The sequence below is a fragment of the Owenweeksia hongkongensis DSM 17368 genome (genome assembly GCF_000236705.1).
Lineage (GTDB): Bacteria > Bacteroidota > Bacteroidia > Flavobacteriales > Schleiferiaceae > Owenweeksia > Owenweeksia hongkongensis.
Genome location: NC_016599.1, coordinates 3126380 through 3146689 on the forward strand (window position 1 = coordinate 3126380; position 20310 = coordinate 3146689).

At 42.5% G+C, this 20310-nt stretch carries 2 protein-coding genes; both read left to right on the forward strand.

The features are described 5' to 3' along the window. Nucleotides 1-64 precede the first annotated feature (64 nt). The gene (locus OWEHO_RS13795) at nt 65-5461 is read left to right on the forward strand and encodes a T9SS type A sorting domain-containing protein (RefSeq protein ID WP_014203103.1); all 5397 of its coding nucleotides are present in this window, start codon (nt 65-67) and stop codon (nt 5459-5461) included. Nucleotides 5462-5819: 358 nt separating this feature from the next. After that, nucleotides 5820-20207 carry a CARDB domain-containing protein gene (locus OWEHO_RS13800; RefSeq protein ID WP_041627631.1) on the forward strand — a complete coding sequence of 4796 codons (14388 nt, stop codon included), beginning with the start codon at nt 5820-5822 and terminating at the stop codon, nt 20205-20207. The last annotated feature ends 103 nt before the right edge of the window (nt 20208-20310 follow it).

The window sequence follows — 20310 nt, forward strand, 5'->3', positions numbered from 1 at the left end:
AATAATTAACCAAATTAAACCAAGCTGCACGATGAAAGTCGTGCAGCTTTTATAACCTAACAAAATGAAAACAAAAATATTAAGCTTATTAGCAGTCCTATTGGTTTGTGTCATTCAAGCTTTCGCACAAACAACGGTTTTTTCCGAAAGCTTTGAGACCAACGGAGAAGTCTCCCGCTATAATTCGAACCGTGGTGGAGTTTGTAATGATTTCTTTGATAGAGTTTCTTCAACTCCTTCCTGTTTTGCAGGCCCCATCACAGGGGTAGATGGAACCTGGTATTTTGCTGGAGAGGACGTTGATAATGGCACTGCGGGAGGCGGTCCTGGTAGCGTTACTTTTGTAAACCACAGTATATCTGGACTTTCTAATCTTCAGCTTTCATTTAAATTCGGAACACCAAGAGCGGGTTATGAAATTGATGATGTTATTCTTGTTCAATATTCTATTGACGGAGGTTCTTTTACAAATGCTATTGTTCTACAAGGAAATCCAATAAACGGAACTAATTCAGGGCCTCTAAAAGTTGATACCGACAGAAACCCTACGGCAGCTCCACCCACAGGGGCGGATGTTCCTAGTTCAGGCACAATGAGCTTGTATTCATACAGCATTCCAGGAACGGGGTCAAATATTGTGGTCAAGGTTGTAGTTGATGTTGATGGAGGAACTGAAGAGATTGCGTTTGATTTGGTTAAATTGGAAGGAACACTTGCCGTGAACTTCCCTCCGGTTCTTGCAAACATAGAAGGGGCATCGCTAAATTACACGGAAGGAGACCCTGCTGCACAAGTAACAAATACATTATCTATATCCGATACTGAAAATGACAACATTACCTCAGCAACAGTGGAAATTTCGGCAGGTTTTGCTTCGGGAGAAGATGTATTGTCTTTTACATCCCAATTCGGAGTTACAGGTTCTCAAACTGGAAGCACACTTTCTTTGTCTGGAATTGCCACACTGGCTCAATACCAAACAGTACTGCGCAGCGTAAAATATCAAAATACAAATACAATAAATCCAAGCATCGCAACACGTACTATTCGTTTTCAAGTGAGCGATGGAGGAAATAGTAATTTTCAAAGTAGAAATATCAACTTTACCCAAACCCTTAACGGACCCATTTCTTTGCCCGCTTGTGAAAGCTTTGAAACCGATGGGCATGGAACACGATATTACGCCTATGAGTACGCAAGTGGTAACGATTTTTGGCAACGACATGATGCAAGTGGAGGGGCTCATCCCAGCCATGGTCAAGCGATAATCGGAGCTGATGGAAATTGGATATGGGTTGGCGAGGATGTTGCTTCTTCAAACCCTAACCCTTCCGGACTGGGTGAATTGCTGTTACAATCTTTTAATGCGGGGGCAGGCACGACATTTTCTGTAGATATTGACGTGGCGGTAAGCGATGTGTCGCCATCTAGTTGGGAAACTAATGATTATTTAAAGGTACAATATAAAATGGATGCTGGTGCGTGGACTACCATTGGCGCTTTTTATGGTGATGCTTCAAATAATTTAGTAGCAGATGCCAATCTGGATGGAATAGCCGATCCCGCAGGTATTATACTTACTAATACTTTACAGCGATTTACCTATAACTTCAACACCAGTGGAACAAATTTACAGGTGAGGGTTCAACATAAAAGCGATGGGACAGAGGAAATAGCCTTTGATAGAATCTGTGTTGATGGCAATGTTTCGGGTAACGCTCCTCCGGTATTGGCCAATATAGAGGCTGGCATACTAAATTATGTTGAAGGCAGTGGTGTACAACAGGTAACGAATTCAATTACTGTTTCAGATGCTGAAAGTGATAATATCACAGGCGCAACCATTGTTGTCTTTCAGGGGTTTGATGCCTCAGAAGATGTGCTGAGCTTTACGCCACAATTTGGTGTGGTAGGGGCATACGTTGGAAACACCTTAACCCTTACAGGTTCGGCTACCCCGGCTCAGTACCAAACCTTGCTTCGCTCAGTATCCTATCAAAATACCGATGGCTCTGATCCTTCTTTACAAAACCGCACTATACAGTTTCAGGTTTCGGATGGTGCTGGAAGTAACTTCCAGACCAGGGACATAAGTATAGATGCCTCACTGCAGGCTGCCCAAAGCCTACCTTACTGCGAAAGTTTTGAAACTGACGGACATGGTGTTAGGTACGCTGCATACCAGTTTAATGATGCCAGCAATAATTTTTGGGAGCGTCATGATGCCAGTGGGGGAGCTCATCCAAGTCATGGCCAAGCCATTTTAGGTGCTACCGGTAGCTATATTTGGGTAGGTGAAGATGTTGATGAAGCTTCAAACCCAAACCCAGCTGGTATTGGAGAAATGTTACTTACCCCTTTTAATGTAACATCTCAAGACAGTTTTACTGTGTCGGTAAACCTAGCCGTAAGTGATATTGCTCCGCTGAGTTGGGAAGCAAGTGACTATGTAGTGGTTGAATATAAAATGGACGCAGGGGCCTGGACAAAAATTGGAGCTTTTTATGGCGATGGAACCACCAAAAAGTTGACGGAAGATGCTGATCTAAATGGTATTGCCGATCCGGCTGGTACAGCTCTTACCAACACTTTAGCGCCATTTACTTATGGGTTTACTGCTTCAGGCGGCACATTACAGGTTAGGCTGTTGCACAAAAGCGATGGCTCAGAAGAATTAGGATTTGATAACTTCTGCATAACAGGGTTTTCAAGTTGCAATGAACCTGATATTCCTACAATCAGTACCAGTGGAGTTTGTAATCCACAAACGCTTAGTATTACTTCAGGCAACTTAAATGATGCTACAAACTGGCATTGGTACACCGGTAGCTGTGGAGGTACTTCTGTTGGCACAGGTAATTCAATTATAGTTTCTCCAAATAGCTCTACTATTTATTATGTAAGGGGTGAAGGTGGCTGTGTAACACTTGGCGCATGTGCCAGTGTTACGGTTGGCCCAGATGGAGTTGCTCCAAATCCTGTTTGTCAAAATATAACAGTATATCTAAATGCAGCTGGTACCGTCACAATTGTGGCTGCCGATGTTGATGGCGGAAGTACAGATAATTGTGGTGTTGACTCACTGTATGTTGATAAAACAACTTTTACCTGTGCTGACGTTGAGACAGATACTGTAAGTCTTACGGTATTTGATGCAGCAGGAAATTTTAGTTCTTGTAATGCCATAGTTACAATTGAGGATACCATTAGCCCGGTAATTTCATGCCCTGGTGATGTTACTGTTAGTAATGACGCTGGAGTTTGTGGAGCAACAGTTGCTTACGCTATTTCAGCCACTGATAATTGTGGCGTTGCACCTGATTCCATTCCTGGCTTTTCTACCCTAGGAACTCATAATGGCAAGATTTATTATGTTTCAAATATTGCCTTTACTCCACAAAACGCTTATGCTGATGCTTTGGCAAATGGTGGCTATGTAGTGACAGTAAACAATGCGGCAGAAAACACCTTTTTGGCTCAGGGAATCGCAAATAGATCCCTTTTTGAGGCATGGATTGGATATGATGATAGCGAGGTGGAAGGGACTTTTGTTTGGCAAAATGGAGAAGTTTCTGGATATTCTAATTGGGATGCTGGCAACCCAGATAATGCTGGAAATGAAGACTATGTTGAATTAAAATTTTATGGCGTGTGGAATGATAGAACTGCAACTACAACTATGCCTTACATTCTGGAAAGAAACATTGGTATCCAGCAAATTGAAGGTATTGCCAGCGGTGGTTTCTTTCCGGTAGGCGTTACAGTTAACAAATTTGTTGCAGTTGATGATGATGGTAATTCTGACACCTGTTCATTTACTGTTACAGTTAATGACACTGCCTCACCCACCTTGTTTACAGATAGCATTTGCCTTGGCGATAGCCTTTATGTAGGTGGTGCGTGGCAAACGGTTCCTGGAGTTTATACCGATACTGCAACAGCAGCTAGTGGGTGTGACAGCCTTTTGGTTACCACCTTATACTACCAAGCGGATTCTATTTGCCACTCAAACACTCCCGACAGCCTACTTATCGTATCAGACGCAAGCTGGATGATGAGCACAGAGGTTAACACTGTAGATGCATATAGTTACCCTTGGCGAGGGGTTACCACTCTTCCTGACGTATCTACTTACACCCTTCCTGCAGTTGTAGGTCAGCCGTACCACTATCACTCTATTGACAGTGTTGATGGTGCTCGGGTATTGCGTGGAGACAATGGAATTAGATTTTTCAGAACTACTTTTAATCTGAATGTTGACACAGGTGTAGCTGCACAAATCATCTCACGTATGGATGATGGAATGGAAATTTACATAAACGGACACATGATAGCACGTGAAGCTAACCGAACCACAGCAAACTTTTTAGGTCTTCCTCATAACTTAGTTCTTCTTCAAAATGGTGATCAGGACAATGGTCACAATGGTGATATGGAATTTGATATCGTGAATAATTACCGCTTGGATTCAGTAGTAGTAGCTGGAGAAAATGAGCTTATAATTGCTCTTAGAAATGCACCACAAACTTCTGACAAAGGTGGTTTCAGTTTCCGCATGGAGCTAAAAACCGGTGAAGCTTATATGCCAGAACTTACCGGATACTTGGTTTCTGATATAGAGTGGATGGAAAGCACAGTAACCACTCCAGGGGGAACTAGCTTTAACTGGTCTGGCGTTAGTGGTCTTCCAGCTGCAAATACATTCACTAAAAATGTAATGCTTGGTCAACCATATGGATATTATAGTATCGAAGAAGTACCTGGCTCATTTGCGATAAAGTCTGGTACTGATGTAACCTACTATACCAGAAGATTTACCATTATGGATTCTGCCGATGTAAATGTGCGACTACGTTCTACATTTGATGAAAGTGTGATGATTTATGTAAATGGGGTATTGATCGCGGCAGACTATTCTACAAACTACAGTGACCGCACTCTTGCAGCCCATGATGTAGACTTTCAAGCAGGAGGTACCATAACCAACGGAAATGCCGGAGGAGACTTGTTTGACCAAGTAGAAAGTGTTGACTTTGACAACATACTTCGTAAAGGAGATAATTACGTTACTGTAGCTCTTCGCAATAAAGGTATTACTGACAAAGGTGGCTTCTCCTTACGATTAGATTTAGACAAAGCAGGAAGCCCTGTAATCCGTAAAACCACCTCTGAAAGAAATGGGAATGAAGATAAAAAAGCAAACGACCTTCAAGTGAACTTTAATATTTATCCTAACCCAACCACAGGTAGAGTAATTATTGATCTAATTGAAAGCCCCACTGGAGACAACACAGTTACCGTGCTTGATTTGAATGGTAAGGTGATCATGAATCGCTCCTTGGTAAACCCACAAACAGGCATCATGGATATTGACTTAAGCGAACTTGCTAATGGAATGTATATTATCAGAGTAAAATCTGGGGATACAAACTACCAAAGCAAGCGAGTGATGAAGTTCTAAATAAATCAGTTTTAGCGATTGCAAATCCCGGCTACCAAAATAGGAAGTCGGGATTTTTTTTGAAGGAAGAAAGGGACAAAACCAACTAATCAATCAAATAGGTCAATTACTCTTTTCGGTTGTCTAAGATGTTTTTGTAGTTGTTTTTTTGTGCCTATTTAGTTAGTTTTAATTGATTATCAAGGCTTAGTAGACTTGATTTTTAACCAAAACCTTAACCATGCATCAAGACTATTACCGTTCAAAGCCCTTTAAGGCTATTGTGTATTTCTGCACTTCTGTCATTTTTTCAAATCACCTTATTATGTATTACAATTCCTCACACCTGAGGAGGACAATTCTTGTCTTCCTAGCAATAATGCCTGTTCTTATTTTTGGGCAAACTGTACAAATGGGCTCTGGAACATCAGCGACTGGTGTTAATGGTCCATCACCGGTAAATAATAGGTACCGAAGCCAGCATTACCAAATTGTATATAGTAAAGGCGAGCTAAATGCTGTGGGGATTACAGCTGGCAATATTGAAAGGCTAGGGTTTTACATAGCCTCTTCTACCAGCCAAGCCATACCAGATTATAAAGTAAGTCTGGGCCACACCACGGCTCGCGCTGCCTGGCCGTATCTTACAGATCCTGTTCGTCAAGTATATTATAATGCTTCCTATGCACCTGCAGCCGGAGGTTTTGACATGCTGAGGCTAGACACTTCATGGTACTGGAATGGAGTGGATAATATTATTGTGGATGTATGTTTTGATTACGGAGTGAACCCTAGCATATCCACGGGTACCGTAAGAACTTACAATGACTCTAATTATAGAGTATCGTATGGAACGTCATCCGTTTTTGATCTTTGTGGTACCAGCAACTCAAACAGTACTACAGCCAAACCTCAGGTGCAGTTTGAGTTTACATCACCCACTTTGAATGATGCTGGAATATCGGATATATCTCCAAACGGTCAGGTTTGTAGTGGTTCCCAACCTGTGAGAGCTACGATTATTAATCATGGTACAAATGCCCTTACAAGTACAATGATAAACTGGTCAGTAAATGGAGTGGTACAGACACCGGTAAATTTTGCAGGTTTGCTAAGTGCTCAAGGTGGAAGCGCAGATGTAGCTCTCGGCAACTACTTTTTTGTTCAAGGTGTGAATTATACTATCCAGGCATGGACTACATCGCCTAATGGAAATATAGATGGCAATGGTGATAACGATAGCCTTGGCGTAGAAATGTCAGGTGCTCTTTCAGGTACTTACACTATTGGTGGCGGTGGAGCTGATTATTTAAGTTTTACAAACGCTGTGGCTGATTTGGAAATGTACGGTATATGCGGAGACGTTACTTTTAATGTAGCCTCAGGTGGCTATTTTGAGCAATTGGAAATCAACGAAATACCTGGGGTGAACGCGAATGCTACCGTAACATTTCGGAGTGCAAGTGACGATAGCTCAACTGTGGTTCTTTCGCATGGTGCAAATAGTGCTGCAAACTATACTCTTTATATAAATGGGGGAAGTTGGGTAACCTTCAAAAATCTAACAATAGAGTCTACCGACAATTATTATGACCGTGTGGTTTTGATTGGTGATGAGTCAAATCATCTTTCTTTTGAAAATAATATTATTAGGAATGCGGCAGCTTCAACACCTCATATTCACCGCAATATTGAGGTGGAGAGTAATGCAAATAGCGATTGGTTAAACTTTAGCAACAATAGAATTTATCAGGGACACCGTGGTATTTACTGTGCTTCCCAGTATTCAGATCATTATATCATTACGGGAAATACCTTTTTGCACCAGCGATATGGGGGTGTGGAAATGTATTATGCCGATTTTGTAACGGTAGATGACAATCAAGTAATTACTGATATTACCAATACAAGCGGAATTCAGGGAATATTGGTTTATGATGCGGATAGCAGTGTTTCTATTCAAAGGAATATAGTGCGTGGCGGCATTAACGGTTACGGTATTAGTGTTCAATACAGCGATGCTACCAGCGGTGGTCAGTATTTAGTAGCCAACAACTTTGTGAGTATTGGCAGAAACACCGGTACTACCCGAGGAATTTATCTTTTAGGATGCCGATATGTAGATGTGGTTTTTAATACGGTGAACGTAACTACCCCCAGTACCAACCACTACGGGATACAGGTGAGCAGCTATAATGATAATCGTCTGTACAATAATAATGTTCGTGCAGATGGAGGCTATGCACTTTATGTAAATAGTTCCAACGATGTTGTTGATTCAGATAATAATAACTGGTACACGGGTAGCTCCATTTTAGCCTACTGGCAAGGCACTACAGTTTCAGATTTAGCAGGCTTGCAGGCCGCATCATCACTTGATGCAAATTCCTTTAACGAGCCTCCTTATTTTATCAATGACTCTTCTTTTCAGGCCACTCAAATTTCTTTGAATAATAACGCTGCTCCTTATATTGGAATCGCCACCGATATTGAGGGCGAAGCCAGAGATGGCTCTAATCCAGATATAGGTTGTGATGAATTTACACCCCACAATGATGATGCAGGAGTACTGGCAATTATTCCCCCAGCTACACCTTTTGCACCAAGTACTCTACCAGTAACAGCTGTGCTTAAAAATTTCGGAAACAATACCCTCACTAGTGCTACTATTAATTGGCAAGTGAATGGAGTGTTACAGTCTTCTGTAAATTTTTCAGGTTCCATTGCAAGTGGAGATACCGTTAGTGTACTGCTGGGTAATTTCAATTTTGCTACAGGAACTATTTATTCCGTGGAAGCCTATAGTAGCGTACCTAATGGTAGTGCCGATGGTAATGCAATAAATGATTCTGCCATGGTAGGCCCATTTGCCCCGGCTTTGGGCGGAACTTATACCATCGGTGGTACGTCTCCTGATTTTGCAGATTTTACCACTGCCCTGGAAATATTAAACCTTGGTGGAACTTATGATTCTACCGTCTTTGATGTGCGAAGTGGTACCTACACCGAGCGTATTGTCATTGAGAATTACCCTAAGCTAAACCCTGCAGATCATGTTACTTTTCAATCAGAAGCGCAGGATAGCTCTGCAGTAACGATTACTGAAGGTTATTTGAACTCAAGCACCAATTATGTGGTAGCCCTGCACGGGGCTGTGGGGGTGAGTTTTGAAAAATTAACTATCCAGAATACATCCACAAACTCATATGGTTCTGCTGTCCAGATTGACTACGGATCATCTTATATAAGCTTTAATGAATGTGCAATAATGGGGGGTACAACTACCAGTGCGGCCAGCGCAGCCCTCTATGTTCGAAAAAGTGTCGGTGGATATCCACCACAGCATCATATTTATGTGACCAATTCTAGTCTCTCCGGCACCTATTATGGAGCCTATTTTTACGGATTATCCATCCGAGAGAATAATATTAGGATAGAAGACTGCCATATCAATGACTTTTATGGAACGGGGATTTATGTTTACCTGGCAGATAGCGTTTGGGTGATGAATAATACAATTATACCCCGTTCATCGGTTACTACAAACTCTTATGGAGCTTACCTGTATGATCTTCATGAGGGCGAATTCTCGGGCAACCAGATTCTTGGACATGGCCTTAGGTATGGTGCTGAGTTTGGCTTTCTAGATGGAGTAATTTCAAACCCCTTTATTGTTGCTAACAATTTCATCACAAGTGGAGGGAATGTTTCAAGTGGCCGAGCTGTTTATAGTTATGCATGCACTTATACAAAGTTTGTACATAACAGCTTGTGGTGTAGCAATAGCCAGAATAATTCCGTGGCTTTTCAGGATCATAATAACAATGCAACCATTGATGTATTGAATAATATTTGCCTAAACACGGGTGGTGGCTATGCTTATGATAAAAATTCTGCCAGTGCCCAGCAAACCATAGATTACAATAACCTTTATGCCACTGGCACTTTTCTGGCTAGATATGGAACTATTGATATTTCGGATTTTGCTACTTGGCAAAACACCAGCGGACATGATTCCAACTCCGTTTCTCTTGACCCGCAATTTGCGACCATGGATGATTTGCATACCAGTGCGTCCGGCCTTAATGCCGCGGCCACTCCGCTTAGCTATATAACTACCGATATTGATGGTGATGTTCGCGACCCCTCTACTCCGGATATTGGTGCGGACGAATTTGTACTGGCTGGCAGCGATGCCGCCTTGCTGGAATTTGATGCTCCACGTTTGCCATTTTCTTCAGGTCTGCAAAATGTATATGTGAGCCTTTTAAATAATGGAGGTGACACACTTACAAGCGTGGATATACATTGGGAAGTAAACGGGGTAGCCCAATCCACTTTTGCATGGACGGGCACTTTATCCAGCAGTCAATCCGAAGACTCAATAAGTATAGGTAACTTCAATTTTATGGCAGACACAAATTATACTCTGAAAGCTTGGACGAGTCTTCCAAATGGTAATGCAGATATATTGGCGGCTAATGATACCATTCAAAGTACAAACATTTTTGCAGCGTTATCCGGGACTTACACCATCGGTGGAACAACGCCTGACTTTAGTGATTTTACATCAGCTGTAGCAGCTCTTCAAGCGAGAGGAATATCCAATAATGTGGTATTCGATATACGCGATGGAGTTTATGATGAATACATAAAAATTATACGCTTTGCTAAAACAAATAGTATGGATTCCGTGGTATTTCAATCAGAAAGCGGAAATAGTGCTTCCGTGGTATTACAAACGGGCAATACTAGTGAGCCAACCTTAGGACTTAATGGGATAACAGGGATAAGTTTTAAAAACATAACTATAGCTCATACCTATTATTGGTCTGGGCCGAATGTAATAAGATGGGCTGGTGTGAGTAACCTGAACATTATTAATTGTGAAATTAAAGATTCGCTGTATTCACCAAGCCCTTCTGTCGGTGACTATCTTATCTATAGTCCTTATAATTACCCCAATTATAACATCCGTATTATAAATACGACATTTAAAAATGGTAGGTATGGAATCTATATGAATACTCCAAGTGCCTCTGGTGCAGATAGCAATCTAGTGATTAAAAATTGTGTATTTGATGATCAATATTACCAAGCCATTAATGTCAGATATCTGGACAACCTCGAAATAAGGGGTAATACTATTATCAACCGCAGAGGCCATACTTCCTACGATGGTATGGTTATAGACCAAGTTGGTGGAGTGATAAATATAAGCAATAACCAAATGCGTCACATCACACATTATGGATTGGCACTTTTCAATATATCTGCAGCACAAGGCACACCGGCTACTATTTCCAATAACTACATCCAAATGGAAGGCGCAAATACTGGTGCCATTGGTATTTATCTTTATATATCGAGTTATGTGAACTTGGTTTATAATTCAGTGAGTTCATTTACCACAGCAGCTTCGTCACGAGCTTTTTACGGTTACGTTAATAACAACTCAAATGTTCTTAATAATATTTTTCAGCAACATGCAGATGGTATGGCTACTGAATGGCTGAGCAACAATGTTTCTAACACGGTTTATAATTTTAATAATCTATTTACCCCAGGAGCTACTTTAGGGGAGTATCAAAATACACCTTATGCTGATCTTACGAGCTGGATAAGTGGTACAGGTCAAGATTCCAACTCGGTTTCCATTGATGCCCAATTTAGTGACACCACAGATTACCACGTAGAAAGTGGTGCTCTTGATGGAACGGGAATACCACTAACCTATATAAGCACCGATTTGGATGGCGATCTCCGCGATCCGGCAACACCTGATATCGGTGCAGATGAAATTAGTATCAATACTAATGATGCATCCCTTACAGCTTACCTCAGACCTAGCAAAGTATTTGCCCCAGGCAACCAAACCATTTATGTAGACCTTCTAAACAATGGTTCGGATTCACTTACAAGCGTTCAGATAAACTGGACTGTAAATGGAATGGTTCAGACTGCTTTTAACTGGGCTGGAGCATTGGCCACAGGGCAGGGTGAAGATTCTGTTGCAGTGGGTATTTATAATTTTACACCACTCACCTCACATGATGTAGTGGTTTATACTTCTATGCCAAATGGCCAACCGGATGATTTGCCGGTAAATGATACTGTAAAGAAACTTAGCTTGTACCCCGGCCTGGCTGGTATTTATACCATTGGAGGTGTCTCACCGGATTTTACGGATTTTACCACAGCCATACAAGCCATGAATGATGGCGGCATTGTGACAGGGGTTACTTTTAACGTAAGAGATGGTGTGTATAATGAGCAGCTTACACTCGATCCGGTAATGGGAGCTACCAGTGCTGATAGCATAGTTTTTCAATCTGAAAATGGAGATTCCAGTTTGGTGAGCCTTGAGTTTAATGCCAACAGTGCTGACCGTCATACTATTTTGATAAATGATGCCGATTATATGCATTTCAGAAATATGACCCTAAGTGGGCTTAATACCAATTATGCTTATATCGCTCACTTGGTAGGAAACACGGGTGATTTAAGCTTTGAAAATTGTCGCTTTAGTTTGCCAGTTTCAAATGCCGGAATCTATGGAGTTTATGCCACGGGTGGTTCATCGTGTACCGACCTGAAAATTGTGAACTGTCTCTTTGTGAACGGTAGTTATGGTATTAACATCAATGGAAACAATGGCAGTGGCCTTGTGGTACAAGGAAATCATTTTATCAATCAGCGCAGCTATGGTGCCTACATGTATTATTGGTTAGCACCTCAGATTACCAATAATCATTTCAAAACTAACAACTCAAACACTGGCTACCGTTCGCTGTATTGCGGGGAGTTCCATAGTGATTTTGAAATATCCGGTAACCGTGCCCATGCTCCTGTAGGTTCATATGGATTCTACTTTGACTACTTAGATGGTGGAGTTTCAGCGCGTGGGCTTATAGCAAATAACTTTGTGACTGTGGGTGACAGCAGTGCGAGCAATTCCAACTTTGTAGGGATGCGTTATTTTAGCGGTAGCTACACGGATATTTTTTACAATTCCTTTAATCATGCTTCTAATGTTGGTGAAGCTGTGCAGCTTTTCAGTAGCAGTACGATTGATGTGAAAAACAATATTATGGCTGCTACCAATGGTGGTTATGCCTTAGAGTCTAATATGTCGCCAGCCGCTTTTGATGCGATGGATCATAATGACTTTTATAGCTCCGGAGCCAACCTCTTTAATTATACCTTTTCGAATATTGGTACTATTGCTACACTTGCTTCATGGCAGGGGCAAACAGGGCTTGACGCCAACTCGATTGTAGCTGATCCGCTTTTTGTTTCCAGTGTAGATCTTCATGTAAATCAATCAGCACTTGATAGTGCTGCCATACCTGTGGCGCAGGTTACAGTGGATATTGATGGTGAGCTTCGCGACCCTGTGAACCCTGATATAGGGGCGGACGAGATTTCCTTCCTTTCGGGAGATATTGCAGTTACCGCTATTGGGGGGGTAAGTTCTGGTTGTGGGCTTTCAGACTCTGTTCAAGTAACTATTACCATTGCCAATAATGGTACTGATCCACAAACAGGTTTTGATGTGACCCTTGTGGTGGATGGTGACACAACTATCGAAACTTTTGGTGCAAGCATAGCTAGTGGAGCCAATGCTAACTACATTTTTACTCAGTATTATGATTTTAGCAGTATTGGAACATATAGCATCACCGCCTGGAGTAGCCTTACGGGAGATGTAAATAGTGCAAATGATACAAACAGCACTAGTATTGATCATTTTGCGCCACCTATTATTACTATAACAAGTGATACCACCATATGTGGTGGTACACCTGTACAACTTACTGCAAGTGGAGGTGTCAATTTCTTCTGGAGCACTGGACTCACGGGGCCTTCTATTACCGTAGCGCCAAATGATACCACTGTATATACAGTAACGGTAACAGATGTTAACGGTTGCCAAGCTTTGGATTCGGTAACCGTGTTTGTGAGCAACAGTATCGACTCTGTTTTCATATCAGGCTTTACCTGTGATTCTACTATGGCCGATACCGTGATGAATGTTTATGTAAATCAAGGAGGGTGCGACAGTGTCGTTTACACTGTGCTTACCTATAGCCCGAGTTATATCACCAATTTATCTGATACTACCATTTGTCAAGGTGATACAATAGATTTATTCGGAATGTCTGTAACCATGCCAGGTACTTATTATGATTCACTTAGTACAGTGGGCGGGTGTGATAGCATATTTGCAAAAACAGTGATTGTCAATCCTTCTGATACGCTAATCCTTCCTATAAAAACTATTTGTCAGGGTGACAGCTCACAAATTTTTGGAACGTATAGATCAGTTGGAGGTACTTATGTTCGTAACCTTACTAACCGGTATGGTTGTGATAGTGTTGAGGTTTGTGAGTTGGTTGTAAACCCAGTTTTCAATGTATCCATAAATGCCTCAATTTGCGAAGGACAATCTATACTTGTGGGAGGGGCGGCACAAACTATGGCCGGAACTTATTATGATACCCTGCAAACGAGCTTGGGCTGTGATAGTGTTCTCGCTACCATAGTGTCAATTACTCCGGTAGATTCTACCCAATCTACCACCAATCTTATTGCAGGCGATAGCCTTTTGGTTGGCGGTGCTTATCAAACTACCAGCGGCACCTACTATGATACATTTACCGCAACCAATGGTTGTGATAGTGTTCACGCCATCGTGCTCAATTTCCTATCTCCTGCAAGGTCACTTACATACAGCGGCAACTCCGGATTTATAAATTCAATAATCAGTCCTACTCAAGGAGATGCGTATTCTCAGTTTAATTTTGAAGTCGAGTTTACGGATACCAATGGTATCTTACCTCCTTTTGGTTTCCCCCGTGTGATACTGGATTTTGAGGGCAATGGTATTTTTAATAATACAAATGACCGTACCATAATAATGACCGAGGTAGATGCCAACGATACAAATCCCTCTGATGGTAAGATATACTCAGCAAGTATTAGTGGTCTGCCAATTGGCGTTAATTGGGAAACGCGGGTAGTAGTGGTAGAGGGTGGTAATACCACAGTATTGGGTCCTCAGGTATCTGCGCCTCAGGTGCTCGCTTTGCCGGATGTTGAAATATTTGCCAATGATATTTCATTCTCTGATCCAAATCCAGCAGTGTCATCACCTCTTACCATATCTGCTACTGTCCACAATGCCTCAGATTATGATGCACAAAACTTTGTAGTGCATTTGGTAAATCAATTTGATACCACGATTGCCTATCCAGACATTACCATAAGTAATTTACCGGCTCGCAGCAGCACCACTGTAAGCTGGAATATCACTACACCTGCAGTAGATGCCTGGTGCCCTATACAGGTATGGGTAGATTATACTAATGTAATTTCTGAAACCAATGAGTTGGACAATACTGCATTACGACCCTTTACCAATGGAAACTTTAATATACCGGGAGCCATCAATGTAATAGCGAACACCAGTCCATCTGTACTTTGTTCCAATCCAGGTTCTTCGGTTACCATTTCAGGGTTTGCATACTATACCGGTACGGCCGTGCCGCTTACAGATAGCAGCGTGGCGGGTGCTCAGGTAGACTTTACAGTAGGAGGAGCCACTTATACGGCAGTTACCAACTCACTTGGTAATTTCTCTAAAAGTGTACCTGCTCCCATAGCAATAGGCGGGTATTCGGTGCTGGGAACGGTTACTGATTTTACCCTTACAGGGAACTTGAGCACGTCATTTCAGGTAAAAAACTGTGGGTGCAGCTTACCCGACCTGAGAACTACAGTGTCAACTTCGGCTCATACAATTATTGCCGGTCAAAGTGTTACAGGAAGCTTTACGGTAAGTAATATTGGTACAGCATTAGCACCAGCCAGCGTACTTACGTTAAATCAAACAGGAGGAGCACCAGCTTTGATCAATGAGCCCGTGCCAGCATTAGCACCAAGTGCAAGTTCTATTTATAATTTTCCAGCCATTACGTTTAATGTGCCTGGTACCTATAGCATTTGTGCTACAGCCGATGGAACATTTTCTATAGCTGAGTGCACAGAAAATAATACTGCCTGTGCTACCATTAGGGTGTTGCCCAATCTACCAGATATTATACCAGTGTCAGGGCCTGGAAATAGCAGCTACTTATGTAATGCAGTTAGCCCGGCATTTACTGTTAGAAATGCAGGAGGAGTGGCTACCGGGCAGTTTGTTTGCAAGGTAGATGTTTCGAGAAATGGGCTACCGGAAGGAACTTTTTATCATACTATTACCAATATTCCGGCACAGCAAAATGTAGGCTTTAGCATTCCCTATAACTACCCAAGTGTAGGCTCCTATAGTTTCGTTGTTTCTTGTGATACTAATGTGGTCACGGGAGGTATTGTAACCGAGGTAAGTGAGCTTAATAATACCGGAACTTACGGTAAGCAGATAAATGCTTGTATGCCAGATTTGGCAGTGGTCGGTTGTAGGCCACTTCGGGTAAGTCCTTTAGATCCGCAATTTCCTGGTTCGGTAGATTATGAAATTTACATCCGAAACGGAGGTAACGCTACTGCGACCGGGCCCATCCCTATTCGCTTTACGGTTACTCCCGGAAACGTATTCAACACTACTTTCCCCGGAAACCTTGCTCCAGGACAGACGGCAACGGTTACAGTAAATACCGCATCTGTGGCACCGGCTACGGCTACCCTCACCGCTACCATTGATCCGCTTAATGCAATTGCAGAATTTAGTGAGTCAAATAATAGTGCTTCTGATGACCTGTGTTGGGAATTTCAGCCAGTGCCGAAATGTTATGGCAACTTTTGGGATAAATCTTATTTGATAAACCAAACGGCTTTCTTGTCCGTGGGTGTGCAGGTTGAACACCTATATGAGGCATCCTCGGTTGATGTGCAATTTGAAGTAAGTGGACCGGGAATAGTAGGTACACAAAACTTAGGTAATGCAACTATCAATAATGTGCACAAAACATGTGTTTGTCCTGTGGCGGCTACATTGCCTTCCAATTTTGTTTTCAATCAGGTAGGAACGTACACCTTTACCATGACGGTAGATCCAAATAATGTTTACAACGAATGCAATGAAGGGAACAATGTATTGGTAAAAACTGTGACAGTGGGTAGTGCACCTGATATGCGTATTCTCTCGCAATTTATAAATCCAAGTATGCTCAACCCTGATGTAAATGATACTGTGGGTATTATAGTTACCTATGAAAATATTGGGCATCAAAACATTAATGACCAAATGGAGCTAAAACTCTTGGTAAATAATGTGCCTATTGATTCTATAAAACCAGTGAGTGGATTGGTTACTGGAGATAATGCATCCTTCAATTTCCCAATGGTTTGGGGAACCAATATTCCCGGTGCACATATTATCCGTGTTATTATAGATTCTGATAATGAAGTACTCGAAACAGATGAGCTGAATAATGAAGCGACCCGTGCCATTGTGGTGGGCGATGCTGCCAATTTGTATTTCCAAAGCTTGATAGCTAGTAATGCCGCTCCAGCCTTGCTAGACACCATTATACTAACTGCAGAAATCGGAAATGGAGGTGATGTGGATGCTATGGCAGATGTAGCATTCTCATATATAGATGATATTGGGGATACTATATATATTGGAGCTGTTCCTGTAAATGTGGCAAAACATGATAGTGCTGCTGTGCAACTGCCATGGTGGGTACAGGATGTGAATACCACTATTGTTGCAGAGATTACTAATACTAATACCCTTGAATTTTTGTACACCGATAATATGGCGACTATTCCAATAGGGGGGGTTGCTATAAATATAAGTGCTACTGACGCTTGTTATGCTAATGCCAACGGTACGCTGACAGCAGCAGCTAGTGGAGGAGTAGCACCTTATAGTTATACTTGGAGTACAGGTCAACCTGGGGCGGTACTTACTGATGGACCGGGTTCTTACTCAGTAACGGTACAGGATGTCAATGGTACTTTAGCACAAGCTATGGGAACTATAGGCGTGGCGCCTGGTACTTTGATGCAGCTGCCTTCTGTTGCGGTTTGTCAAGGAGATAGTGTATTGATATTTGGCAAGTATAGACATGTAGCAGCAACATATAGAGATACAATTTCCGGTGCGGGTGGCTGTGATACGGTGCAGGTAGTTACGTTGAGGTACAAGCCTATCCATAATATCACATTGCCCACTTTAAATATTTGTGAAGGTGATAGCGCTATGATTTTAGGTGCCTATCGCACTGCGAGTGGATTGTATATTGACTCATTGACCAACGTGGGAGGTTGCGATTCTATTCGCAGTCAGGCGTTGATTGTAAACCCTGTAGATACCACCCATCTTACTGCCACCACCAATGATCCAGCACAGGCCGGAACCTTTATAGCGCAGCTTACAGCAATGAGTGGATGTGATAGTACTGTTATTACCGTGGTAACTTATGTACCGGGTAACTGTCCATCAATTGATTCCATTACTATTTCTGCCGTTACCTGCGATAGCACTATGACTGGAATAAATTCTCAAACTTTTGTTGGTAGTGATGGCTGCGACAGCATCGTAACCACCATTACCACATATGACTCGGGCAGCATGATGGCCTTGCCGGCAAAAATGATTTGCGAGGGCGATAGTATAATGATTTTTGGAAACTATGAGAAGATGGCCGCGGTGTATTACGATAGTTTGGCTAATCAGAACGGCTGTGACAGCCTTATTAGTTGTGAGCTTATTTTGCTAAGAAGTGATACCGTTTATCAGTCTTCTACCACCACCGATTCTACCATGGCAGGAGTGTTTGACACGCTATATACCAATGTGGAGGGTTGTGATAGCCTGGTTATCACCACCATAATTTATAGCCCACTGCCATGTACCAATGATAGCCTTACGGTAAATGCAGTAACCTGTGATAGCACGATGGCGGGTACAGTCATCACCACCTATCCGAAGCAAGACGGCTGCGATAGCGTGGTAACCACCATTACTACTTATGACCCGGGCAGCATGACGACCTTACCGGCAAAAATGATTTGTGATGGCGATAGCCTGATGATTTTTGGACTTTATCAAAACATGGCCGGCACGTATTACGACAGCCTTCAAAACCAGAACGGCTGTGACAGCATTCTGAGCTGTGAGCTGATGGTAAAACCAAACGTAACAGTAAGCGTGACGGACAGCATCTGTCCGGGCGATGGTCGCTTTGTGGGCGGAGGCTATCAAACCACAGCCGGGGTGTATTATGATACATTGATGGCCAGCAGCGGTTGTGATAGTATTTTAGTTACCACTTTAACAATCCGCACGGATCCCGTGTGTGGCGTGGTACCAACATCAGGCGACAGCCTGGTGATAGTAACGGAGCCCGGTTGGATGAAGAGTACCGTAACCAATACAGCAGAAGCAGGAAGTTACCCCTGGACAGGTGTAAGCAGTTTGCCAACAGTAGGCACATATATATTACCGGCAGAGATAGGCCAGCCCTACCCATGGCACTCAATTGACAGCGTGGAAGGGGCCCATGTGTTCAAATCAGGCAATGGTGTAACCTTCTTCCGCACCACCTTTACCCTTACGGTAAATACTGGTGTGATGGCTCAGATCCGCAGTTTTATGGACGATGGCATGGAGATTTATGTCAACGGGCAGATGCTGGCAAGAGAAGATGACCGTGATGCCGACAACTTTAGAGGAGCCCAGCACCACCTAATGCTAATGGCTGATGGCAACCAGAGCAATGGAGATAATGGCGATCAGGCCTTTGATGTGGTAAACAATTACCGCATGGATAGTATGGTGCATGTAGGACAAAACGAACTGGTGATAGCTCTAAGGAATGCGCCTCAAACTTCGGACAAAGGAGGTTTTAGTTTCCGTATGGATTTGAAAACGGGCGTACCATCAGTACAGCTTTTATCACAATACATTGTGTCTGATGCCGAATGGATGAAGAGTACTGTGACAACTCCAGGCGGATCTAGCTGGAACTGGCCAGGAGTGAACAACCTTCCGGCAGCCAATACCTTTACCGAAGAGGTGGAACTGGGCCAGCCTTATCACTGGTACAGCACGGAAGAAGTACCGGGTTCATTTGCCATCAAGGCCACCGAAAATGTGACTTACTACCGCAGAAGGTTTAACATTACAGACTCTGCCAATATAAGTGCACGATTAAGGAGCACTTTTGATGAAAACCTGATGGTGTTTATCAATGATAGCCTGATAGCTGGCCACTACCAGCATGGGCTACAAAATCGAGCTATGCCGGCCCACGATGTAGATTATCCAAATGGTGGCATTCCCATAAATGGTAATGCTGGTGGAGATATGTTTATGCAGGTAGAAAATGTAGACTGGAACCAGATCTTAAGAAAAGGTGACAACTACATTACCGTAGCCTTGCAGAACAGGGCGAATGAACCAGGAGGCTTTTCGCTAAGATTGGACTTGGATCAATCTGGAGCACCAGTAATCCGGAAAGTGGATGAAGCGAATGAACATAGAAACCGAGTAGATAAAGAGGCTTTGGCTTTCAATCTATATCCTAACCCAACCACGGGCAAGGTGTATGTTGAGCTTGTTAAATCACCGTCTGATGACAATCAGGTATTGGTGTTTGACCTAAACGGAAAACTGCTTTATCAGCGTACCCTTATCAATCCTGAAACAGGCTTGATGGATATTGATTTGAAAGACTATGCTGACGGTATGTACATTATCCGAATCCGTTCAGGAGGTGAAATGTACCTTGGCAAAAGGGTGATGAAGTTTTAAAATAAAGACTTAAACTGTTTAAATCAGTAAAATCTTTGTAATGAAGTCCCTCATAGTATATGGGGGACTTTAATTTTACTGGGAAACGCTCTCCCACTTTGGT